Consider the following 21,992-nt stretch of genomic DNA (forward strand, 5'->3'; position numbering starts at 1 on the left):
GCCGGCAAGGCCGATCATGACCGTGCTCTTGGGGAGGGGCCAGCATGACGACAGGAATGACGATCATCATAGCCGACGATCATCCGCTGTTCAGGGGAGCGCTGAGGCAGGCGTTGCTGGCGATGCACGACGAGCCGGCGGTGGTGGAGGCCGGTGACTTCGAAGCGGCCCGGTCGGCAGCCGCACGACACCAGAACGCCGACCTGATGCTGCTCGATCTCACCATGCCGGGGGGCAGCGGCCTTTCCGGCCTGATCATGCTGCGCGCCGAGTATCCGAGCCTGCCGGTCGTGATCGTCTCGGCCAGCGACGATGCGGCGACCGTCCGCCGGGCACTCGACCTCGGCGCCTCCGGCTTCATCTCCAAATCCGCCTCGATCGATGAAATCCGCAAGGGCATCGCCGCCGTTTTGGACGGCAATATCTACACGCCGGTCGGCTACGAGCGCGGCACCGAGCAGGACGCCGAGATTGGCGACCTGATCAACCGCCTGCGCACCCTGACGCCGCAGCAGTCACGCGTCCTCTCAATGGTGGGCGAGGGGCTCTTGAACAAGCAGATCGCCTACGAACTCGGGGTCTCCGAGGCGACGGTCAAGGCACATGTCTCCGCGATCCTGCTCAAGCTGAACGTTGACAGCCGCACCCAGGCGGTCATCCAGCTCGGCAAGATCGGCGCCACGTCGGCAGTGGTCTGACGGCCGGTCGGCCCGGCTATTCCGCCGCCGCCTTCTCCAGGTTTGCCAGCCGCGTCAGCCATGCCCGCATCGAGGCGGGGCGGACCGGCTTGTTCTGCACGACGATGTCGTTGCCCTCCGCAAGCGCCCGCACCTCGGCCGAGCGGTCGGCGGTGATCAGCAGGCCCGGAATGTCTGCGCCGCAGCCCTCGCGGACACGGACGATCGCCTCGACGCCGGTCCCGTCGTCGAGATGATAATCGGCGAGGATCGCGTGCGGGGCGAGGACGCCACGGGCCAGCATGTGGTTGACGGCCACAAGGGATTCGGCGGTGACGACCTCGCATCCCCAGCCTGACAAGAGCAGCCGCATGCCGTCGAGAATCGTCGGCTCGTTGTCGATGCAAAGCACCCGCAAGCCCTGCAGAGGCTCGCCTGCCGGTGCCTTTTCGATGGTCGCCTTCGCCTTGCGCCGGCTTGCCTCTATGTCGATCGGGACGCGCACCTTGAAAGTCGTTCCCTTGCCCGGGCTCGATTGCAGATCGACCGGGTGATTGAGCACGCGCGAGATGCGGTCGACGATCGAAAGGCCGAGCCCCAGCCCCGGTGCCGTTCGCGCACCTTCATCGAGACGGGCGAATTCCTTGAACACGATGCGGAACTTCGAGGCGGGAATGCCGATGCCGGAATCGAGCACCTGGATGCTGGCGCTGCCGCCCTTGCGCCGCACGCCGACCAGTACTTTTCCCTCTGGCGTGTATTTGACGGCGTTGGAGACGAGGTTCTGCACGAGGCGCCGCAGCAGGTTCGGATCGCTCTTCACGGCAAGCGAGCTCGGCACGACCCTCAGCGCCAGGTTTTTCTCCCTGGCCATCGGGGCAAAGTCCGTCTCGATCCGCTTCAGCAGGTCACCGAGATGCACGACCTGCAGCCGCGGCTTCATCGCCCCCGTATCCAGGCGGGACATGTCGAGTACGGCGCCGAGAATGGCTTCGACCGATTCCAGTGAGGAGTCGATGTTATGGATCAGGGCCCGGTTTTCCGAATCGCCGAGGCGTTCCACCAGCGAGGAAGAATAGAGCCGTGCCGCATTCAGCGGCTGGAGGATGTCATGGCCGGCGGCGGCAAAGAAGCGGGTCTTGCCGAGATTGGCCTCTTCCGCCGCCGCGCGGGCTTCCGCAAGCGCGGTGTTGACCCGGGTCAGTTCGGCGGTGCGTTCGGCGACGCGCAGTTCCAGCGTCTCGTTGGCGAGCTTCAAGGCGCGGTCGGCTTCAACGCGCTCGGTAATGTCGGTGAAGGTCGCGACGAAGCCTCGTTCCGGCATGGTGTTGGAGAGGACTTCGACGATGCGGCGGCCGCCGGACAGCACCAGCTGGAACGGCTGGTCGGGGGTCATGATGGCGGCGAGGATCGCAGATCGCTCGGCGGCGGCGATATGGCCTTCGCCGACGAGGAGGTCGACCATGTCCTGCAAGGCGAAGCCGACCTGCCCCACCTGCTCGGGCAGGTCGAGCAGTTCGCGGAACCGGCGGTTCCAGACCGTCAGGTTCCCGGAACTGTCGAAGACGGCGATGCCCTGGTTCATTTGCCCGAGCGCCGTCTGCAGCATGCCTTGGTTGTACTGCAGCGCCTCGCTTGCCTGGTCGAGCAGCCAGTTGGTATCGGCGGCGGTCTCGTCGATCCGCTGGATCGTCAGGGACAGGACGAGGCGCGCCGAGGAGGAGCCGATCGCGCTGCCGAGCACCTGCTCTGAAAAGTGCACGAGCGCTATGTCGGCGGGCGCGGTGTCGGCCAGCCAGCGGCCGGCCTGCCGCTCGTAGGTCTGGAACGAGCGCTCGGTGCGCTCCTCGCCGAGGTAGGTGGCGACGGTATTCTTCAGGTCGCGCACCGTCACCTTGGTCTTGCTGCCGCGGAAGGCCCGTTCGAGCGGTGGCCGCGTGCTGATGAAGATGTTGGCCTGCAGCCGCTCGCTGTTGGTGGTGTTGCGTGACAGCGAGCCGATGACGAAGGCGCCGACATTGACCATCAGGGCGAGCACGGAGGCGGCGACGAGCGGGTCGCCATGCTCGGCGGAGAACACGGAGACGCCGGGGAAGACGAAGGCGAGGATCGTCGCGGCGACACCGGCATTGTCGCTGAGGCCGAGGCTTGGCAGGAAGAGCAGGTAAGCCCAGACCGCCAGCCCCGACACCATGCCGGCGATCGCGCCGCGGGCGTTCGCCTGCCGCCAGACGAGGCCGCCGAGCAGGGCAGGGGCGACCTGGGCGATGGCGGCGAATGCGAGCAGCCCGATCGAGGCCAGACCGGCGCTCGACGTCGAAAAGCGATAATAGGCATAGCCGAGCAGCAGCACGAAGAAGATCGCCAATCTGCGGATGCGCAGCAGCGTCCGGGTCAGGTCCTCCTGCGGCTCGCCCCTGCCGATCAGGCTGCGGCGCAGGACGATCGGTATGACGATGTCGTTCGAAACCATGATCGACAGCGCCACGCACTCAACGATCACCATCGCGGTGGCGGCGGAGAAGCCGCCGATGAAGGAGATCAGCGTCAGGATCGGCTGCCCCTGGGCGAGCGGCAGCGCCAGGACATAGAGGTCCGCATCGCCCAGCCCCTGGAAGGCGATCACGCCGCCGATCGCGACCGGCAGCACGAACAAGTTTATCGCCAGCAGGTAGAGCGGAAACAGTACGCGCGCGGTGCGCAGTTCGCCCGCGGTGCGGTTCTCGACAACCGTGACGTGGAATTGCCGCGGCAGCATGATGATGGCAAAGCCGGACAGCACGATCAGCAGCAGCCAGCGGACGATCGGCGTCTCGTGTGCCAGTGCGCCCATGACCCGTGCGTTCTCGGCGGCGCGCAGCCACAGATCGCCGAGCCCGTCGAACATGAAGTAGACGACGTAGATGCCGACGGTGGCGAAGGCGAAAAGCTTGACGACCGATTCCATCGAGATCGCCAGGATCAGCCCGTCCTGGTGCTCGGTCGCGTCGGTGTGGCGCGTGCCGAAGATGGCGGCGAAACAGGCGAGGAACAGCGAGACGATCAGCGGCAGGTCGATGAACGCGTGGGAACTGGAGAAGCCGTATTCGTAGTGATCGACTACCACCTTGACCGAGCTGGACACGGCCTTGAGCTGCAGGGCGATATAGGGGATCGCGCCGATCAGCGCGATCAGCGCCACGATCGCCGCAACGACGGGGTCCTTTCCATAGCGGGCGCCGACGAAGTCGGCGATCGAGGTGAGGCGCTCGGACTTGGCGAGCGCGACGATCCGGCGGATCAACGGCAGGCCGAGCGTGAACATCAGGATCGGGCCGATGTAGATGCCGAAGAACTCGAGCCCCTTGGTGCTGGCAAGACCGACGCCGCCGAAATAGGTCCACGAGGTGCAATAGATGGCGAGGCTGAGCGCATAGACCAGCGGTCGCCCGCGGGTCGCTGCATCCGGCTCGCGCGTTTTCCGGTCGCCATAGGTCGCCACCGCAAACAGCAGCAGCAGATAAGCGAAGGCCGCGGCGAATATGGTCCAGCCCGGCAGCATGCGTCCTCCGTGGTGGGGCAGGGTGCCCCGTTCACCTTAGGCGATCCGGACAGCGAAGAAAATCGCGCGCGCCTTAGCCTTAAGTCCGAGAACAGGAGCGCGGTTGCACGAGCGGAAAATGACCCGCACGGGTGGTTCACTTGATCGGAAAACTGCATTAGCCTCAGGTGACAGGCAGCAACAGGAGGTGCACATGCTCAATGAATTCAAGGAATTCATCGCCCGCGGCAACGTGATGGATCTCGCGGTCGGCGTGATCATCGGCGCCGCCTTCAGCAAGATCGTTGATTCCGTCGTGAACGACCTCGTCATGCCGATCGTCGGTGCGCTGACCGGGGGTGGATTCGATTTCTCCAACTACTTCATCCCGCTTTCAGCGAACGTCACAGCGGGTTCGCTTGCCGCCGCACGCCAGCAGGGCGCCGTCTTCGCCTACGGCAACTTCATCACCGTGTTGATCAACTTCCTGATCCTGGCGTGGATCATCTTCCTGATGATTAAGGCAGTGAACCGCATCCGCGCTTCCGTCGAGAAGCAGACGATCGAGGAAGACGCCGCTCCGCCGCCGGCCGACGTGCAACTGCTGACGGAAATCCGCGACTTGCTCAAGGCGCGTCCGGTGGTTTGAGCCTCCGGCTCGGGTCCTGCCGGTCGTGGCGCTCCGGCTTGCATCACCGAAATCGATCGGAATGTCAGATAAACTTGCGTGAACCGGCGGCAAAATCCCGCTAGACATTCTCCGCATCGGACGCCGGCCATGCGCGCTCCGGCCGATCCGCAACGGAGGCATGATGGACATTCTGAGCACCCTGAGCCCGCGGGCGCTGCATGCGCCCGAAAGCGGCATCGTCGAACTGGTGAACTACGCCCGCGGCCGGGCCGGTCTCATCCCGCTCTGGGTGGGCGAGGGCGACCTTCCGACACCGTCCTTCATCTCCGACGCGGCGGCTGAGGCGCTCAGGGCCGGCGAGACGTTCTACACGTGGCAGCGCGGCATACCGGAGCTGCGCCAGGCGCTGTCGCGCTACTACCAGCGCCATTTCGGCCAGTCGCTCTCGCCCGAGCATTTCTACGTGGTCGGTTCGGGCATGCAGGCGATCCAGCTCGTGCTCCAGGCGATCGCATCGCCCGGCGACGACATGGTCTATCTCAGCCCTGCCTGGCCGAACTTCGCCGCGGCCGCCGGGATCGCCGGCATCCGGCCGCTCGCCGTTCCGCTGGAATTCACCGCCGGCCGCTGGCAGCTCGACCTGACGCGGCTCGAAGCCGCCATCACGCCGAACACGAAGGCTTTGTTCATCAACACCCCCTCGAATCCGACCGGCTGGACGGCGACGAAGGAAGAGCTTGCGGCGATCCTCGCCATCGCCCGCCGCCGCGGCCTCTGGATCATGGCCGACGAGATCTACGCGCGCTACTACTATGCCGGAGGACGCGCGCCGTCCTTCCTGGACGTGATGGAAGCGGACGATCGGGTCGTCTTTGTCAATTCGTTTTCGAAGAACTGGTCGATGACCGGCTGGCGGGTCGGCTGGATCGTGGCCCCGCCGGCGATGGGGCAAGTGATCGAGAACCTGGTTCAATACTCGACCTCCGGCGTTGCCCAGTTCCTGCAGAAAGGCGCGGTCACAGCCCTCGACGAGGGGGACCGGTTCGTCCGCTCCAACATCGAGAAGGCAACGCTGTCGCGCGACCTGTTCTGCGACGCGCTGATCGCCACCAACCGCGTCGAGACGCTCAAGCCCGACGGCGCCATCTACGCCTTCCTGAAGATCGACGGTGTCGAGGACGTCCGGAAGACGGCGCTCGACATTGTCGACAAGACCGGCGTCGGCCTGGCGCCGGGGACTGCTTTCGGCGAAGGCGGCTCGCTGTTCATGCGCGCCTGCTTCCTGCGCGATCCCGCCCAGGTTGCCGAGGCGGCGGAACGCCTGTCGCGCTACATTGCCGCACTTTGAAACGTTGCGGATTGCTTCTTCGCCGCAGTCGCGTTTTTATCGGACGTTGAACAGCAGGCGGAGAGCACCGGATGGCGGTACTGGTAACGGGCGGAGCGGGCTATATCGGCTCGCACATGGTGTGGGCGCTCTGCGACGCGGGCGAGGAGGTGGTGGTCATCGACCGGCTCTCCACCGGCTTCCGCTGGGCGGTCGCGCCCGAGGCCCGCTTCTATGAAGGCGACATCGCCGACCGCGACCTGCTGACGCGGATATTCACCGAGAACGCCATCGACGCGATCATCCACTTTGCCGGCTCGATCATCGTGCCGGAATCGGTTGCCGATCCGCTCGCCTATTACGAGAACAACACCGTAAAATCGCGGGCGCTGATCGCAGCTGCCGTCGAGGCGAAGGTGCCGCACTTCGTGTTCTCGTCGACCGCCGCCGTCTACGGCACGCCGGAGACTGCCGATCCGGTGGAGGAGACCGCGGCGCTGCGGCCGGAATCGCCCTATGGCTCCTCGAAGCTGATGACCGAGATCATGCTGCGCGACACGGCGCTGGCGCACGATTTCACCTACACCGCACTTCGCTACTTCAACGTCGCCGGCGCCGATCCGCGCGGGCGCACGGGGCAATCGACCAAGGGGGCGACGCATCTGATCAAGGTCGCCGCGGAGGCCGCGCTCGGCAAGCGCCAGGGCATGGATGTATTCGGCACCGACTACCCCACCCCGGATGGCACCTGCGTACGCGACTACATCCATGTCAGCGATCTCGCCAACGCCCATCTGAAGGCGCTGGAGCGCATGCGGGCTGGCGGCGGCTCGATCGTCGCCAACTGCGGTTACGGGCGGGGCTTCTCGGTTTTCGAGGTGCTGAACCGGGTCAAGGAGGTCTCCGGGGTTGATTTTCCGGTTCGGATCGCCGGGCGGCGGCCGGGTGATGCGGTCTCGATCGTCGCCAACCCGTCAATCGCGATGAAGGAACTCAATTGGCGCCCCCAGCACGACGATCTGGCCTTCATCGTGCGCACCGCGCTCGACTGGGAAGAGCATCTGCGTCGCCGCAACCAGGTCTGACCCGCGATTGCCGGTATCGACCTGTTGCGCCGCGGCCGTTTCGCTCCTGGCGCGGCGCAGGTTGGCTTTACTCGGTCGGCTCGTGGGTGTTCCCTTCGCCGAGCAATTCGGCCTCGTAGGCGATGGAGTGGCGGATCAGGCGCGTCCAGACTTCGTCGTAAAACGTCGGATCGAGGCCGTGCTTCTCAGCGTTGGCGCGCGCATTGGCCCGAACCTCGTCTACCCGCGTGGGGATGTCCGCCTTGAGCCCGAGGCCGGCCTTGATCTCGGCAGCCCGGCCGATGAAGCTCCAGCGTTCGGCGAACAGCGCCATCAGCGCCTCATCGATCCGATCGATGTTGGCGCGGATCTCCGCCATGGTCCGGCATTCGGCTGCAGTGTCTGGCATTCCCGTCTCCGCATGTCTGCTGCGTTCGCCCGTGCTGACGGGCGCTGCGGATGCCTCTAACAAAGTGGATGGGGTGGGGAAAGACCAAAGCGCCTTCGGGCGGCGCTGTGCCACATAGGGGCCGCTCGGAAGAAGGGAGGGTGCGGTCCTGTTCCTTCTTCCGGCGGCCCCATATGCTGGCCAAGGACAAGCTAGACCGCCAAACTTGAGCGAGCCTTAATTTATCCGGCACTAAATAGTTGCGGTGCGGCGCCGCCTTACGTAGCGTTAGTTGCGCGATGCCTTGCCAGGACGAAATCCTCAGGACCGCGGTGTTCGCTTGACGACTGCCGTGCCGCGGGGCTCATGGCACGCCCGATCTGCTTTCGGGGCAATGGCGCAACCGCAGCGCCGGAGCGAACCTATCGGGGGCCGGGCGAAAACGCTGGCATCGGGCCAATTGTCGAGCTGGACGAAACGGGGAAGGCCGAAGTCTTCGGGAAAGGCATGCGCTGAGGATGCGGCCAGCACCAACATTAAAGCGGAAAAGGCCAGGTGCTTCATATCGCGACCCTCTAAAAGATCGGCCAAGTGCGCATCCCCTCCTGCCGATCCGTCAGGCTGCGCCGCGATTACGGTATTTTAATAAATGCTGAAATACACTGCTGGGCATTGCGGTACGGCACGCAAACGATCGCCGGAAAGGGCGAGCACCAAATGCCGGAGCGCCAAAAGTCCCTCATGCCGGGACCAACTGTATATTGGGATTGAGCGGTGGCCACCCGACCGTCCGCCGCGACGGTGCTATGGGGGCGCACATGCTGATTGAGCCGGACTAGTCCTTGCGGGCGCCCTGGCTTGCGGGTTTCATCGAAGGATCGACGCAACGACGGACCGTCTTCACGCCGAACTTGCAGGTTGGTTCGACGGAGCCGGTGAGGGTTCGGTCGATCATGCTTTCATTGGAGGCTACGATCGGGTCACCGAACCGTGCACGGTCGAAGTTTGCGGCAGCAGCAAATGCACCAGTGGCGTAAACCGCCAGGACAGCAATCGATACAACGAATGTCTTCATGGTGGGGTCCTTCAGTTGCGGGAAGCATCGGACATCCTCGTGCATGCAGACGAATCATATGCGGCGCGAATAGTTCCTGTTAAGTAGGTGTCAAACGGTAAATCATCACGAATTGTTGATTGCCGACAAAATGCGCGCCATGCGTCTCAGATCCGGCCGGACTGCGCTGCAATCTACTCCGAAAGTAGGTGGCGAGCGCCGCGGCGGGTAGCGAAAAGGAGTAGGGCACTTGGCCGGAGAACTGGGGTCGATGTGGTGCCGCCCCAGAAGGAATAGTGCGCCTGGGTCGGCTCAGGCCGGTCTGAGGTAGCTTTCCGCCAGTTCCGTCCAGAAGGCCGCGCCGACCGGCAGCAGGTCGTCGTTGAAGTTGTAGCCGGGATGGTGCAGCGGACGGTCTTTCTCGGAGGCCTTGGCGCCGAGGAAGAAATAGCTGCCCGGCCGTTCCTTCAGCATATAGGCGAAGTCCTCGCTGCCCATGAAGGGCCGGGGCAGGTCGAGCACCTTGTCGGCGCCGGCGAAACGGATCGCGAGGTCGCGCAGCAGGTCGGTCTCGGCCTTGTGGTTGATGGTGGCATCGTAGCTGCGCTGGTAGTCGACCGTTGCCGTCATCGCGTAGCTTTCCGCCTGTCGCTCGGCGATCAACCGGATGCGGCGCTCCAGTTCGTCGCGGACCGCCGGGTCGAATGAGCGGATGCCGACGACGATTTCCGCCCGCTCCGGGATGATGTTGCTCGCCGAGCCGCCGTGGAAGGAGCCGACCGTGACGACGGTCGGGTCGAGCGGATGGATGTTGCGGGCGACGATCGTCTGCAGCGCCATGATGATGGAGGCGCCGGCAACGATCGGGTCGGCGGTCTCCTGCGGCTCGGCGCCATGCCCGCCAAGACCGTTGACGGTGATGCGCGCCTCGTCGACGGCCGCCATGATCGGCCCCTCGCGGAAGGCGAACTGGCCGAAGGGAAGCTCCGGAGCGTTGTGAAGCGCGAACACCGCGTCACACGGGAAGCGGTCGAACAGCCCTTCCTCGACCATGATCTTCGCGCCGCCAAAATTCTCCTCCGCCGGCTGGAAGATCAGGTGCACGGTGCCGTCGAAATTCTTTCGTTCGGCGATCGCGCGTGCGGCACCCAGCAGCATCGCGGTGTGGCCGTCGTGGCCGCAGGCATGCATCAGGCCCGGGGTCTTGCTGGAATAGGGCAGGCCGGTCTCCTCGTGGATCGGAAGCGCGTCGATGTCGGCGCGGATGCCGATCGACTTGCGGCTCGTGCCGTTGGAGAGCGTCGCAACGAGCCCGGTCTTCGCGAGCCCGCGCGTCACCTTGTAGCCGTAGCTCTCCAGGTGACCGGCGATCACCTCGGAGGTGCGCACCTCTTCCAGCCCCAGTTCCGGGTGGGCATGCAGGTCATGGCGGATGGCGACGAGTTCCGGCATGGCATTGGTCAGGGAAGCGCGAAGGGTCATGTCAGGCACCACGGGTCGGGATCTTGTTTTCGAGATAGCGGAACGCCACGACCAGGATGGCGGTGAGGCAGAGATAGATCAGCGCCAGGAGCAGCAGCGGCTCGTAGGTCAGGAAGGTCATCTGCCGGACCTTGGAGATGACGGCATAGACGTCGATCACGGTGATCGTGGCGACGAGCGGCGTCGACTTCAGCTGCAGCACCGTCTCGCCGTTGAGCGTCGGCAGTGCCCGGTGGACGGCGCGCGGCAGCCAGATGCGGCGGAACACCTTCCACCGGCTCATCCCGTAGGCGCGCGCAGCCTCCAGCTCGCCCCGCGGCACGCCGGCAAACGCGCCGCGCATCACCTCGCCCTCATAGGCGGCAAACGAGATGGTCAGCGCGGCGACGCCGTAGGGCCAGGCCTCACGCAGATAGGGCCAGAGGAAGGACTGCCGTATCGCCGGGAACTGCGGAAACAGCGAGCCGATACCGTAATAGAGAAGCCACAGCTGCAAGAGCAGCGGCGTGCCTCGGATCACGGTGCAGAAGCCCTTGGCGAGCATCTTCAGCGGCCAGGGGCCGGTCACCTGCACCAGCCCGATCGGCAGGGCGAACAGGAAGCCGAGGATGCAGGTGCCGAACAGCATCAGCAGCGTGACGCCGACGCCATGGGCGAGCCGCCCGCCATATTCCGGGATCCAGTCCCAGCGCATGAACCAGACGACGCAGAACACCAGCGCCGCCGCGACAGCCATCAATGCGATGCGATGCGGCTTGAAGAAGCCCTGCCGGTCCGGCAGGTCGGTAAGCGCCATGGCGCCGATCGTGCTCTCCTCGCTGATCATGCCGGCGCCGCCATGCCGCGCCGTGCGCGGCTTTCGACGATGCGGATGACGAGGTTCGAGATCAGCGTGATGCCGAGATAGAGCGCGCCCGCGGCGCAGAAGAACAACAGGTATGCCTTGGTGGTGCCGGCCGCCTGCCGGGTCACCAGCGTCAGCTCGCTGAAGCCGACGACGGCGAGCAGCGCGGTGTCCTTCGTGGCGATCAGCCAGAGGTTAGACAGGCCGGGAATGGCATGCGGGAGCATCGCCGGAAGCGTCACGCGCCGCATGATCTGGGTGGGCGACATGCCGAAGGCACGGGCAGCCTCGATCTGCCCGGCCGGCACGGCCTTGATCGCGCCGCGCAGCACCTCGGTCGAATAGGCGCCCTGCACGACGCCAATGACGAAGATGCCCGCCGCCAACCCGCTGATGTCGACAGGGCCGTGGCCCAGCGCCGTCATCAGCTGGTTGAGGAGATCCGTTCCCGCATAATAGAGCAGCAGGATCAGGACCAGTTCCGGAATAGCGCGCACGAGCGTCGTATAGACCTCGAGCAGATCCTTCAGCACGGGTCCGCCATAGAGCTTGCCGAAGGCGCCGCCGGTTCCGAGCGCGAGCCCGAGCGCATAGCCGCCGACCGCGATCTTGATCGAGTTGACGAGGCCTGCCAGCAGCACGCCGCCCCAGCCGGGCGGGTCGAGTGCCAGAAGGCTCCAGTTGATCAGTGTCGGGTCTGCTGCCATGAGATGCTCGGTTCCGTGAAGGAGATGAGCCGGCGGGTGCCGCCGGCTCCGTTCACAGGCGGTCAGCCGCCGTAGACGTCGAAGTCGAAGTACTTCTTGGTGATGGCCTCATAGGTGCCGTTGGCGCGGATCGCCTTGATGGCGGCGTTGAGCTTGTCCTTCAGCTCGGTCTCGCCCTTGCGCAGGCCGACGCCGACGCCGGCGCCGAGGATGTCCGGATCGTCCTTGACGATGCCCTTCAGCTCGCAGCATTCCTTGCCCTGTTCGGTCTTCAGGAAGTCGCCGAGCGCGATCGAGTCGGCCTGCACGGCATCCAGGCGCCCGGCGGCCAGGTCGTTGTTGGCCTCGTCCTGGGTCTGATATTCCTTGATCGTCGACGCCGGGCCGAAATACTTGTTGGCGTAGGCCTGGTGGATGGTGGCCACCTGCACGCCCAGCGTCTTGCCGGCGAGGCTTTCGGGGGTGGCGTCGAACGCGACGCCCTTCGGCCCGATCACGCCGGTCGGGGTGTTGTAGTACTTGTCCGAGAAGTCGATCGTCTTCTGGCGTTCGGCGGTGATCGACATGGAGCTCATGATCATGTCGATCTTGCCGGTGGTCAGCGCCGGGATGATGCCATCCCAGGCGACCGGGGTGAGCACGCATTCGAGCTTGGCCTCGGCGCAGACGGCATTCATGAAGTCCACTTCCCAGCCTTCCCACTTGCCCGAGGCGTCCGGCGCGGTGAACGGCGGGTAGGGTTCGGCGGCAACGCCCACCTTGAGCGGGTCCGCCATCGCGCCGGTGATGCCGGCAAGGCCGATGGCGGCAGCGAGAGCAATCGTCTTCAGTGCAGTCTTCATGATTTTCCCTCTGTTGGTTATTTTTGATTTCAGTGGATGGAGCTGATGAATTTCTTCAGCCGCTCCGATTTCGGAGCGCCGAAGATCTCCTCGGGCGGGCCCTGCTCCTCGATGACCCCGTTGGCGAGGAAGACGATGTGGTTGGCGACGTTGCGGGCGAACTTCATCTCGTGGGTGACGAGGATCATCGTCCGCCGCTCCTTCGCCAGGTCGCCGATCACCGAAAGCACCTCGCCGACCAGTTCGGGATCGAGTGCCGAGGTCGGCTCGTCGAAGAGCATGACGTGCGGCTGGATGGCGAGCGCCCGGGCGATCGCCGCACGCTGCTGCTGGCCGCCGGAGAGGAAGGCGGGATAGGCATCGCGCTTGTCGTGGAGGCCAACGCGGCGAAGGATCGCTTCGGCGCGTTCGACCGCCTCGGCCTTTGGAACGCCGAGCACCTGAACCGGCGCCTCGATGACATTTTCCAGGATCGTCATGTGCTGCCAGAGATTGAAGCTCTGGAACACCATCCCCAGTCGGGAGCGCAGGCGCTGCACCTGCTTGCGGTCGGCCGGCAGCAGGCCGCCGTGGCCATCCTTCTTCATGGCGATCGTCTCGCCATGGATCGTCACTGACCCGGCGCTGGGCAGTTCCAGCATGTTGATGCAGCGAAGGAACGTTGACTTGCCCGAGCCGGAACCGCCGATGATGGCGATGACGTCGCCCTCATGGGCGGTGAGGGATACTCCCTTTAGGACCTCCAGCGGCCCGAAGCGCTTGTGCAGGTTTTCTACTGCGATTGCCTCGGCGCGCTCCGTCATCGGACAGAATTCTCCGACGCACGGCAGAATACAGCATCAGTCATGCCCAATTTCGTTCCCCAATTGGCTTTGGCGACCATGCCGTTGCAGCCGGTCGCTTCTTTATTCGTGCAGGCCTCTTCGTGCCCGTCACGTCCTTCCATTGACACCATCGTGGCACTTGTGGCGTAATTGTTCAAGCGTATAATAACCGCGCTGAAGACTTTTCGCCCGCCCCCGTCCAAACCCGTCTTCCATCAAAGGAATAGCTGATGCCCGCATTCGGTTCGCAGGAAATGTCCGCCCCGCTGCTCCGCGTGATGATGCGCCGGCCGGGGCCGAGCCTTGTGGCGGCCGATCCGGCGAAATGGCATTATGGCCCGACCTTCGACGGGCAGAAGGCGGTCCGGCAATATGCGGATTTCACCCGCCTGGTGGAAAAGTCGGGGACGGAGATCATTTGGCTGGAGGATGGCGGCGACGGGCTTGCAGACGCCATGTTCACCCATGATCCGTCTCTGATGACCGACCACGGTGCGATCATCCTGCGGATGGGCAAGCCGCTGCGCGCCAACGAGACCGAACTGCACGAGAAGGCCTATGCCGAGCGCCAGATTCCCATTCTCGGCCGCATCGAGGCACCTGGCACCGTCGAGGGCGGCGATTGCATCTGGCTGGACGCCAGGACTCTCGTGGTCGGCCGCGGGGTGCGCACCAACCAGCAGGGCATCGACCAGCTGGACCGCATGCTTGCGCCGCACGGAATCTCGGTGCTCGCCTATGATCTGCCGCTCTGGCAGGGCGAGGCGGCCTGCCTGCACCTGATGAGCGTGATGAGCCCGCTTGCCGGCGATCTGGCGCTCGTCTTCGCGCCGCTGCTGCCGGCCGCGTTCTACCAGCTTCTGAAGCAGCGCGGCATCCGCCTGATCGAGGCGCCGGCCGACGAGTTCCACGCCAGCAACGGCCTGTCGCTCAACGTCCTGCCGACGCGGCCGAACGAGGTGATCATGGTAGCCGGCTTCCCGAAGACGAAGGCGGCAATGGAGGCAGCCGGCTGCGCCGTCGAGACCTTCGAGGCGGACGCCCTCTGCATCGCCTGCGAGGGCGGGCCGACCTGCCTGACCCGGCCGGTCCTCAGGCGCGCGGCATGAGCAGGCGAAGCTTCCACCGGGCGCCCGAAAGCGAGCGCCGCCACGACCTGATCGAGGCGACGCTGGACTGCATCGCCGAGGGCGGGCTGGAGGGAGCGACGGTGCGACAGATCGCAATCAAGGCCGGGGTCACCGCGGGGCTGATCCGGCACTATTTCACCTCCAAGGAGCACATCCTGCAGGAGGCCTACCGGGTCGTGATCGCGCGACTGACGGAGAAGGCCGGGCGCGTGACCGGCGACCCGCAGGAGCGGCTGCGCGCCTTCATCATCATCAACCTGACAGAGCCGGTCGCCAACAGCCGCAGCCTGTCGCTGTGGGCCTCGTTCATCAGCCGCGTCAGCGTCGATGCGGAACTGGCGGCCATCCACCGCGAGGGATACCTGAACTTCCGCGACGCTCTGGAGGAACTGCTTTCGGAGTTCCTTGCGGCGAAGGGCCAGGACGCCAGTCCTGGCCGCTGCCGGGCCCTTGCCATCGCGATCAACGGGCTGCTCGACGGCCTGTGGCTCGAAGGCTGCCTGGCGGGAGAACTTTTCGAGGAGAGCGAGCTCGTCTCGATCGCGCTTGCCTCGATCGAGGCGCTGATCGGCGTGCCGATCGGATCGCCGGATACAGATCAATAGAACCGGAGGAATTCGATGCGTTACGCATCCATAACGGACCGGCTGGCCAGCCTGGGCTCGGAGAAGTGGGCGATCCATGCCGAGGCGCGCAAGCGCAAGCAGAAGGGCGAGCCGATCATCGAACTGACGATCGGCGAGCCCGACATGCCGCCGCACGACAGCCTGCTCACGGAGGCGACCCGCGCCATGCATGCCGGCCGCTATCGCTATTCCAATGGCCGCGGCGAACCGTCGGTCGTCGAGGCGCTGGTCCGGAAATACCGCCGTCGCCGCTCCGATGTGACGAGCGCCAACGTGCTTTGCTTTCCGGGCACGCAGACGGCTCTCTTCGTCGTCATGCTCGGCCTTGTCGAAAAGGGCGACGCCGTGCTCGTCGGCGATCCGCTCTATGCGACCTATGAAGGCGTGATCCGCGCCACCGGCGCCGATCAGGTGACTGTGCCGCTCCGCCCGGAGAATGGCTTTCACATGCAGGCCGCCGACCTGGAGCGGGCGATCACCCCGAATTGCCGCGTGCTACTCCTCAACACGCCGCACAATCCCACCGGAGCGGTGCTGACGGCGCAGGAGATCGCCGCCATCGGCGAGGTGTGCCGCAGGCACGATCTCTGGATCGTCTGCGACGAGGTCTACGAGGAGTTGGTGTTCTCCGGCGAGTTCGCCTCACCGTTCGACAATGCCGATCTCGCCGAGCGCACGATCGTCTGTTCGTCGATCTCCAAGTCGCATGCCGCCCCCGGTTTCCGCAGCGGCTGGGCGGTCGGACCGGAGGAGTTTGCAAACCGGCTTCTCTCCGTCTCCGAGACGATGCTCTTCGGCGTTCAGCCCTTCATCGCCGACATGACGGCCTTCGCGCTCGACAACCCGATCGACACCTCGTCGCGCATGCGCGCTGCCTACAAGAACCGTGCCGACCGTATCGTCGCCGGCCTCGCCGGCGCGCCGGGATTGATGCCGCTGCCGCCCGAGGCCGGCATGTTCATCGTCGTCGACGTGTCCGGCACCGGCATGAGTGGCGAGGAGTTCGCCTGGAGGCTGCTGGACGAGGAGCAGGTCGCCGTGATGCCCGGTTCCTCCTTCGGCGAGGGGGCGTCGAGCTTCATCCGCATCAGCCTGACGGTTCCGGAAGAAAAGATTGACGAGGCCTGCAGGCGGATGTCCGCGCTTGCCGCGCGCTCGGGCTTCAGAAAGGAAAGACGCGCATGACCAGCATGAAAACTGTCGGGGAGGCGATGGTCGACCTTCTCGAGGCAAACGGCGTCGAGGTCGTCTTCGGCATCCCGGGGGTGCACACAGTCGAACTTTACCGGGGCCTGGCCGGGTCGAAGATCCGCCACATCACGCCGCGGCACGAACAGGGCGCCGGCTTCATGGCCGATGGATACGCCCGTGTCACCGGCAAACCGGGGGTGGCGCTGGTCATCACCGGACCGGGGCTGACCAATACGATCACGGCGATGGCACAGGCCCGGCAGGATTCGGTGCCGATGCTGGTGATCTCCGGCGTCAATCGGCGCAATTCGCTGGGCCACGGTCGCGGCCTGCTGCATGAATTGCCGGACCAAGCGGCGCTGATGAAGAGCTTCGCGCTGCACTCGCACACACTGGTCGATCCGGCCGACCTTCCATCGGTGATTGCCCGGGCCTTTTCCATCATGGGATCGGCGCGGCCAGGGCCGGTGCATATCGAGATCCCGACCGATGTGATGCCGCTGCCGGCGGGAGATATCGTGACAGGGCCGACCCGCGTTGCCCGGCCCAGCGCGGACGCGGCCACGCTCGGCGAATTGGCCCGACTGTGCAATCAGGCGCAGCGGATCGTCGTGATGTGCGGCGGCGGCGCGATCTCCGCCGACAAGGCGGTGACGGCGCTGGCCGAGAGGCTGGATTCGCCGGTGGTGCTGACGACGAACGCCCGAGGCATGCTGTCCGGCCATCCGCTGCGGGTGCCGGCAAGCCCGAGCCTCAAGGCGACGCGCGCGCTGATCGCGGCGGCCGACCTCGTCATCGGCCTCGGCACGGAAATGGGCCAGACGGACTATGACATGTATGCAGACGGCGCTTTCCCGACGCCGAAGCGCTTTGTCCGCATCGACATCGACGCCCAGCAACTGGCCCGCGAGCCGCGCGCCGACCTGCCGGTCCTTTCGACGGTACTCGCGGCCGTGGAGGGTCTGCTGCCGCTGGTCGATGCCCACGATGCGGAGGGCGCCGAGCGCGCCCGCACGACACGGCAAGCCGCATGGGAAGAGCTTTCGCCCAAGTTGCGCACCGAGATCGGCGTGATCGGCATGATCTACGAAGCGCTGCCGGAGGCGATCGTCGTCGGCGACTCGACCCAGGCCGTCTATGCCGGCAATCTCTACCTCGACGTCGCCCGGCCCTTGTCCTGGTTCAACGCCGCCACCGGTTTCGGCGCGCTCGGCTATGGCCCGCCGGCTGCGGTCGGGGCGGCGATCGGAGCTCCCGAGCGTCCGGTCGTCTGTCTCACCGGCGACGGCGGCTTCCAGTTCTCGCTGGCGGAAATCGGCTCGGCGGCCGATGCGGGTGCGAAGGTGATCTTCCTGGTCTGGAACAATGACGGTTACGAGGAAATCGAGAACTACATGGTCGATAACGGCATCGAGCCGGAGGGCGTAAAGCCTTCGGCCCCCGACTTCCTCGACATCGCCAAGGCCTATGGCGTGCCCGCGGTGCGGCTCTCGGATGTCGACGAACTCGCCCCTGCGCTCCGGGCGGCTGCGGGCCGCGCCGGGCCGAGCCTGATCGAGATCCACCAGACCCGGACGAGGGGGGCGACCGCCTGAGCGGTATCTCAAGTGCTCTGCCCTTCAAAGCCGTGAAAGCCGGTCCGGCCCATCCGCCGGGTCGGCTTCGCCTCGGCCGACTGCAGCAGGCGCTGCTTCAGTGCTTGTATGCAGCAGGTGGAGACGATGAATAAAATCCTCAACCATCGCCTTGGCGCCGATCAGCTTGACGGTGGTTAGTAAAAAAAGCCGGCGGGCGAACCCGCCGGAATATGCTCGGTCTCCAATCCGAGCAGGTGCAGTGACAAGCACCTGAAAAAGAGACGCATGGCGAGCCGGATTTGTTCCCGGGAATACCCAAGACAGATCACTTTTTGTCTCACCGCCTGTGATTGCGAGATTTTTCAAGTCGCCTCCCTCAGGCTAGACTGTTTCCAAACTTGGTCATCGGCAATAACCGTTCATGTATCAGATCAGAGGCATCAGACGATTGAATCCCTGTTGCCGGTAGTGGGAGTTTGCCTGACCTTGGAGGAGCTCCTGAGGCGACCCTCGTTCGTGCCGGATGTCGGCGGGAGACGAGAGCCTGCGTGACGGGGCTGCAAGGGAGCGGATGGCCAACCGATGACCGTCAACGCGCAATCAGGTCTGTTTCTTCTGAAATTGCTGGCGTGGCTCGGTTCCGCGGCCGCACTGTTGCTGCTGTTTTACATGCAGTTCGCCCCCGCCCTCGTGCACCTTACGCCTGTTGACGGAAGCCGGGACGTCCACCCCGGCCGCGCCTTCAAGGTGCGCATCGGCAATGCCGCGGCAGTGCGTCACATCAATGTCTCCCTGCGCAACGATGCAGGCGACATCCTCCCGGTTACGTTCGACATCGACCAGACCGCGAAGTTGATCACGATCGAGCCCGTGTCGATGCTGGAGCCGTCCCGCGCCTACACGCTCTGTCTTTCCCACCTGTCGGAGACCGCCTGGCTCCGCAGGATGCTCGGCGACGGACCGACAAGCGTCAGCTGCGCATCTTTCACGACGCGAGCCGCGCCAGCACCCCGGCCCCCGAAGGCCGGCGCAGTGGTGCTCGTCGTGGCAGGCCAGCACAGCGCCCTTGCCTCCTACTACGACGAAATCCTCAAGGCCGAAGGTTTGAATCTGTTCGATTCCGTACCGGAGGAACATTTCGATCCGGAAAGCATCGGTCGCTACGGAACGATTATCCTGGCAGGTGCAGTTCTGCCGCCTGCGCAAGTGCAACGTCTCCAGGACTGGACGACGAACGGAGGGAGCCTGGTGGCCATCCAACCGAGCGACGACCTGCTTGCGATGTTGTGTCTGTCAAGAACGGGCAAATCGGTTTCGAAAGCCTATTTGCGCGCCAACGCGCAGGTGGAGGCAGTTCGCAGCTTTACGCACCCACTCCAGATCCATGGCCGGATCGATCTGGTCGGGCCGCGCGCGGACTGCGGGACTGGAACTTCGGGGGGCGGCAGTTCCCCACTCGGCGGGGACACAGTGGCCGTTGCCGGGCTTTACGAGACCCCCTTCAAGCCTTTCCCGGCGCCTGCGATCGCGACGCGCAGCTGGGGCAGGGGGACCATAACCGGCTACTTCTTCGACCTTGCCGCCTCGGTTGCGCATACGCGGCAGGGAAATCCTGATTGGGCAGACCAGGATCGGGACGGTTTGGCGCCGCGGCGTCCGAACGATCTTTTTTATCCCGACTACCTGGATCTCGATCTGATCGGTGTGCCCCAGGCCGACGAGCAGCAGCGCCTGTTCGCCAACATCATCCTCTCGAAGTCGCACATCCCGCTTCCCCGCCTCTGGTATCTGCCCGGAAACCGCCGGGTGGTCTTGATCATGGTGAGCGACGACCACGCCACCAGCAACGGCACTGCTTCGTTCTTTGCAAAACTGTCGCGCCGGAGCGATCCGAACTGCAGGCTGGAGCGCTGGGAATGCCTGCGCGCCACCTCGCTGATGACACCGGCCACCCATGTGGCGCCGGATCTTGTCAGAACCTATCACGATCAGGGCTTTGAGTTTGGCGTGCACGTGGACACCAACTGCAAGAACCAGGACCCAGCGAAGCTCGCAAATACGATCCGTCGGCAGATGGATGAGTTTCGGGACAAGTATCCCTTTCTGGAACCGCAGCGGACGCAGCGGCTGCATTGCATCGTCTGGAACGGCTGGACGGAAGCTGCAAGGGTGCAGCAGGACGAGGGCATCCGCTTCGACATGAACTACTACAGCTGGCCTCCGGGCTGGCTCCACGGCCGCCCGGGTTTCATGACCGGCTCCGGCCTGCCGATGCCGTTCGTGACCGAAGATGGGAGCGTTCTCGGAATCTATCAGGCGGCTACGCAACTGGTGAACGAGAACAAGGTGCCGCAACGGGAGGGGGTGCGGACCATGATCGAGGCGGCAACCGGCCCGGACCAGTTCGTCAGCGCCCTTGTTACCCATTACGATTTTTCGGACGATTACGGAGACATCCTGATCGACGAGGCTGAACGGCACGGCGTAGCACTGATCTCCGCGGCGCAGATGTTGACCTGGCTCGATGGTCGCAACGCGTCCGGGTTCACCGAGATCAACTGGCACGAGGGTGTCCTGAGCTTTACCCAAAATGTGGCCCCGGGGGCGGAAGAGGCGCACATATCGCTGCCCCTCCATTCGGCCGCTGGCCGTCTTGTCAGCCTCAATTGCGCCGGGCAGGCTTTGAGATTCGACGAGGTGGACATCAAGGGTCTTCCGGTCGCTTCTTTTCCGGCGCGAGCGGGCCGCTGCGAGGCTACCTATGGGAACGCGGCCCAGTTGGGATGGATCCCGAATTGACGTTGGCAAGGGCATAGCCGCCTGCCTGGAAGCCACACGTCCACTTCGGCGCCTGGTTTTGCCAGCAGGGCGATACGAACGATTGCTTTCCTGTCGCTTGGGCGTAATTGCACTTCTTCTTAAGTGTTATCGACAGTTTCACTGCCTCAACCTACCCTAGCGGACTGATTGTCTCGGCAACGGGTGCCTGAAGATGGACGTTGAACTGATTTCACGGGCGTCAGTGTTCTTCTCATTGAAAGACGCCTGGAACGAACTTGCCGGCAATTTCAAATCTCCTCTCCTGCGCCATGAATGGTGTTCGTCGAACATCGCTGTGTTTTGCTCCCCACCCGATCGGCTGGCGACGTTTGTCGTGCGGTCTAACGGAAAGATGCGGGCGGCGGCTCCGCTGAAGATCGTCTATCACTCGCGTGTGCCTCGTCTGGAACCGCTGTCGGCATATGAACTCGGTGAGCCGAGCGGGTTTCTCTATGACAGCGATGAGGCACTGACGGTCCTTGTGAAGGCCATTTTCAGATCCGGCTACTCCCTTGCCATGCACCGGTTCAGCGTCGACGGGCCAGAGATGGAGTTGATGAAAGATCTTGTGCCGCGGCGGGCGCTCTACAGCCAAGGCCGGGGAAACAGCAGCTACACCGTCCCGCTCCAGCCGACCTGGCAGAGCTTCGAAGCAACCATATCGGCAGGACGCCGCAGTGACCTGCGCCGTTACAAGCGGCGGGCCGAGCGTTTCGGCAACCTCCAGTTCGAGGCCGTCAGTCCGAATCGTCCGGCCCTCGACCGCTATCTCGAGGAGTTTTTCCAGGTCGAGGCTTCCGGCTGGAAGGGAAGGAGTGGCTCGGCCATTCTGATGTCGCCGTTGCGGATGCGTTTTTTCACCGAGTACGCACGCACCATCGCCGACCAGGGAATGCTGCGGATGTACTTCCTGAGGATCGATGGCCGCACTGCAGCCGCACGTTTCGCTGTGGAATGCGGTAATCGGTTGTGGGATCTGAAGATGGGCTACGATGAAAGCTTGAGCGAGTGTTCGCCGGGCGTGCTGCTCACCCAGGAAACAATGCGCGATGCGATCGATCGAGGGCTGGAAGCCCATGAGTTTCTAGGCAAGGCGGAGGCCTGGGAACGCCACTGGCCGTGCGAGCAGAATGATCTGACCTCGATCAGGATCTATCCCTTTTCGATCAATGGGGGGCTCTCCGTCCTTCGGGATGGCTATCAGTTCGCCTCGAAGCGCGTTTTTAGCCAAACTAATGCTGAGAGTTGATCCGCTTATGCGGAGCCGGATGTTGCCGATCCTCCAGTA

The 21,992-nt window shown here is 64.5% G+C and carries 19 protein-coding genes; 10 read left to right on the forward strand and 9 right to left on the reverse strand.

The features are described 5' to 3' along the window. Positions 1-44 precede the first annotated feature (44 nt). Positions 45-698 carry a response regulator gene (locus C7449_RS06180; protein ID WP_108001892.1) on the forward strand — a complete coding sequence of 218 codons (654 nt, stop codon included), beginning with the start codon at positions 45-47 and terminating at the stop codon, positions 696-698. Positions 699-714: 16 nt separating this feature from the next. Here C7449_RS06180 and C7449_RS06185 read toward each other — a convergent pair whose 3' ends face one another. After that, positions 715-4,218 carry a NahK/ErcS family hybrid sensor histidine kinase/response regulator gene (locus C7449_RS06185; RefSeq protein WP_108001893.1) on the reverse strand — a complete coding sequence of 1,168 codons (3,504 nt, stop codon included), beginning with the start codon at positions 4,216-4,218 and terminating at the stop codon, positions 715-717. A 193-nt stretch (positions 4,219-4,411) separates the two neighbouring features. Here C7449_RS06185 and mscL point away from each other — a divergent pair, with 193 nt between their 5' ends. The 3 genes from mscL to galE all read left to right on the forward strand — a co-directional run bounded on the left by mscL (position 4,412) and on the right by galE (position 7,240). Then, the gene (mscL, locus tag C7449_RS06190; RefSeq protein ID WP_108001894.1) at positions 4,412-4,846 is read left to right on the forward strand and encodes a large conductance mechanosensitive channel protein MscL; all 435 of its coding nucleotides are present in this window, start codon (positions 4,412-4,414) and stop codon (positions 4,844-4,846) included. A 163-nt stretch (positions 4,847-5,009) separates the two neighbouring features. Next, positions 5,010-6,176, forward strand: a complete 1,167-nt coding sequence (locus C7449_RS06195; protein ID WP_108001895.1) for a pyridoxal phosphate-dependent aminotransferase — start codon at positions 5,010-5,012, stop codon at positions 6,174-6,176. A gap of 71 nt (positions 6,177-6,247) precedes the next feature. Further along, a complete protein-coding gene (gene galE, locus C7449_RS06200) occupies positions 6,248-7,240 on the forward strand; it encodes a UDP-glucose 4-epimerase GalE (protein ID WP_108001896.1) in 993 nt (330 codons plus the stop codon). A 67-nt stretch (positions 7,241-7,307) separates the two neighbouring features. Here the strand turns inward: galE and C7449_RS06205 are convergent, their stop codons facing one another. The 7 genes from C7449_RS06205 to C7449_RS06235 all read right to left on the reverse strand — a co-directional run bounded on the left by C7449_RS06205 (position 7,308) and on the right by C7449_RS06235 (position 13,339). Continuing rightward, on the reverse strand, positions 7,308-7,628 hold the full coding sequence (locus tag C7449_RS06205; protein WP_108001897.1) for a chorismate mutase family protein: 321 nt from the start codon (positions 7,626-7,628) through the stop codon (positions 7,308-7,310). A gap of 814 nt (positions 7,629-8,442) precedes the next feature. Further along, a complete protein-coding gene (locus C7449_RS06210) occupies positions 8,443-8,682 on the reverse strand; it encodes a hypothetical protein (protein ID WP_146165052.1) in 240 nt (79 codons plus the stop codon). 291 nt (positions 8,683-8,973) lie between these two features. Further along, on the reverse strand, positions 8,974-10,143 hold the full coding sequence (locus tag C7449_RS06215) for a M20 aminoacylase family protein (protein ID WP_108001899.1): 1,170 nt from the start codon (positions 10,141-10,143) through the stop codon (positions 8,974-8,976). Between the two features lies 1 nt (position 10,144). After that, positions 10,145-10,969, reverse strand: a complete 825-nt coding sequence (locus C7449_RS06220; RefSeq protein WP_108001900.1) for an ABC transporter permease — start codon at positions 10,967-10,969, stop codon at positions 10,145-10,147. Then, entirely contained in the window at positions 10,966-11,694 is a 729-nt protein-coding gene (locus C7449_RS06225; protein WP_108001901.1) for an ABC transporter permease, read from the reverse strand. Before C7449_RS06225 ends, C7449_RS06220 begins: the two co-directional genes overlap by 4 nt. A 62-nt stretch (positions 11,695-11,756) precedes the next feature. Next, positions 11,757-12,536 carry a transporter substrate-binding domain-containing protein gene (locus C7449_RS06230; RefSeq protein ID WP_170115810.1) on the reverse strand — a complete coding sequence of 260 codons (780 nt, stop codon included), beginning with the start codon at positions 12,534-12,536 and terminating at the stop codon, positions 11,757-11,759. Between the two features lie 29 nt (positions 12,537-12,565). Further along, positions 12,566-13,339: an ABC transporter ATP-binding protein gene (locus C7449_RS06235; protein WP_108001902.1), complete on the reverse strand. Its 774-nt coding sequence runs from the start codon at positions 13,337-13,339 to the stop codon at positions 12,566-12,568. 251 nt (positions 13,340-13,590) lie between these two features. On the opposite strand from C7449_RS06235, the gene C7449_RS06240 reads away from it, so the two are divergent. From C7449_RS06240 to C7449_RS06255, 4 genes are read left to right on the forward strand one after another with little or no spacing between them, the layout of a single operon-like run. Then, positions 13,591-14,469, forward strand: coding sequence for a dimethylarginine dimethylaminohydrolase family protein (locus C7449_RS06240; RefSeq protein WP_108001903.1), 879 nt, complete (start codon positions 13,591-13,593; stop codon positions 14,467-14,469). After that, positions 14,466-15,095 (forward strand): TetR family transcriptional regulator C-terminal domain-containing protein, encoded by a 630-nt coding sequence (locus C7449_RS06245; RefSeq protein WP_108001904.1) that lies wholly within the window; start codon positions 14,466-14,468, stop codon positions 15,093-15,095. Before C7449_RS06240 ends, C7449_RS06245 begins: the two co-directional genes overlap by 4 nt. A 15-nt stretch (positions 15,096-15,110) precedes the next feature. After that, positions 15,111-16,301, forward strand: a complete 1,191-nt coding sequence (locus C7449_RS06250; RefSeq protein WP_108001905.1) for a pyridoxal phosphate-dependent aminotransferase — start codon at positions 15,111-15,113, stop codon at positions 16,299-16,301. After that, positions 16,298-17,902 carry a 5-guanidino-2-oxopentanoate decarboxylase gene (locus C7449_RS06255; RefSeq protein ID WP_108001906.1) on the forward strand — a complete coding sequence of 535 codons (1,605 nt, stop codon included), beginning with the start codon at positions 16,298-16,300 and terminating at the stop codon, positions 17,900-17,902. Before C7449_RS06250 ends, C7449_RS06255 begins: the two co-directional genes overlap by 4 nt. Positions 17,903-17,926: 24 nt before the next feature. Here the strand turns inward: C7449_RS06255 and C7449_RS21535 are convergent, their stop codons facing one another. Next, the gene (locus C7449_RS21535) at positions 17,927-18,250 is read right to left on the reverse strand and encodes a hypothetical protein (RefSeq protein WP_146165053.1); all 324 of its coding nucleotides are present in this window, start codon (positions 18,248-18,250) and stop codon (positions 17,927-17,929) included. Between the two features lie 216 nt (positions 18,251-18,466). On the opposite strand from C7449_RS21535, the gene C7449_RS06260 reads away from it, so the two are divergent. Next, positions 18,467-20,683, forward strand: a complete 2,217-nt coding sequence (locus C7449_RS06260; RefSeq protein ID WP_108001907.1) for an Ig-like domain-containing protein — start codon at positions 18,467-18,469, stop codon at positions 20,681-20,683. Positions 20,684-20,876: 193 nt separating this feature from the next. Next, a complete protein-coding gene (locus C7449_RS06265) occupies positions 20,877-21,953 on the forward strand; it encodes a GNAT family N-acetyltransferase (RefSeq protein WP_108001908.1) in 1,077 nt (358 codons plus the stop codon). Positions 21,954-21,992: the final 39 nt, after the last annotated feature.

Source organism: Mycoplana dimorpha (assembly GCF_003046475.1).
Lineage (GTDB): Bacteria > Pseudomonadota > Alphaproteobacteria > Rhizobiales > Rhizobiaceae > Mycoplana > Mycoplana dimorpha.

Coding starts and splice junctions, on each gene's coding strand:
- C7449_RS06180 (WP_108001892.1), top strand. CDS start 45: ATGACGACAGGAATGACGATCATCATAGCCGACGATCATCCGCTGTTC.
- C7449_RS06185 (WP_108001893.1), bottom strand. CDS start 4,218: ATGCTGCCGGGCTGGACCATATTCGCCGCGGCCTTCGCTTATCTGCTG.
- mscL (WP_108001894.1), top strand. CDS start 4,412: ATGCTCAATGAATTCAAGGAATTCATCGCCCGCGGCAACGTGATGGAT.
- C7449_RS06195 (WP_108001895.1), top strand. CDS start 5,010: ATGGACATTCTGAGCACCCTGAGCCCGCGGGCGCTGCATGCGCCCGAA.
- galE (WP_108001896.1), top strand. CDS start 6,248: ATGGCGGTACTGGTAACGGGCGGAGCGGGCTATATCGGCTCGCACATG.
- C7449_RS06205 (WP_108001897.1), bottom strand. CDS start 7,628: ATGCCAGACACTGCAGCCGAATGCCGGACCATGGCGGAGATCCGCGCC.
- C7449_RS06210 (WP_146165052.1), bottom strand. CDS start 8,682: ATGAAGACATTCGTTGTATCGATTGCTGTCCTGGCGGTTTACGCCACT.
- C7449_RS06215 (WP_108001899.1), bottom strand. CDS start 10,143: ATGACCCTTCGCGCTTCCCTGACCAATGCCATGCCGGAACTCGTCGCC.
- C7449_RS06220 (WP_108001900.1), bottom strand. CDS start 10,969: ATGATCAGCGAGGAGAGCACGATCGGCGCCATGGCGCTTACCGACCTG.
- C7449_RS06225 (WP_108001901.1), bottom strand. CDS start 11,694: ATGGCAGCAGACCCGACACTGATCAACTGGAGCCTTCTGGCACTCGAC.
- C7449_RS06230 (WP_170115810.1), bottom strand. CDS start 12,536: ATGAAGACTGCACTGAAGACGATTGCTCTCGCTGCCGCCATCGGCCTT.
- C7449_RS06235 (WP_108001902.1), bottom strand. CDS start 13,339: ATGACGGAGCGCGCCGAGGCAATCGCAGTAGAAAACCTGCACAAGCGC.
- C7449_RS06240 (WP_108001903.1), top strand. CDS start 13,591: ATGCCCGCATTCGGTTCGCAGGAAATGTCCGCCCCGCTGCTCCGCGTG.
- C7449_RS06245 (WP_108001904.1), top strand. CDS start 14,466: ATGAGCAGGCGAAGCTTCCACCGGGCGCCCGAAAGCGAGCGCCGCCAC.
- C7449_RS06250 (WP_108001905.1), top strand. CDS start 15,111: ATGCGTTACGCATCCATAACGGACCGGCTGGCCAGCCTGGGCTCGGAG.
- C7449_RS06255 (WP_108001906.1), top strand. CDS start 16,298: ATGACCAGCATGAAAACTGTCGGGGAGGCGATGGTCGACCTTCTCGAG.
- C7449_RS06260 (WP_108001907.1), top strand. CDS start 18,467: ATGACCGTCAACGCGCAATCAGGTCTGTTTCTTCTGAAATTGCTGGCG.
- C7449_RS06265 (WP_108001908.1), top strand. CDS start 20,877: ATGGACGTTGAACTGATTTCACGGGCGTCAGTGTTCTTCTCATTGAAA.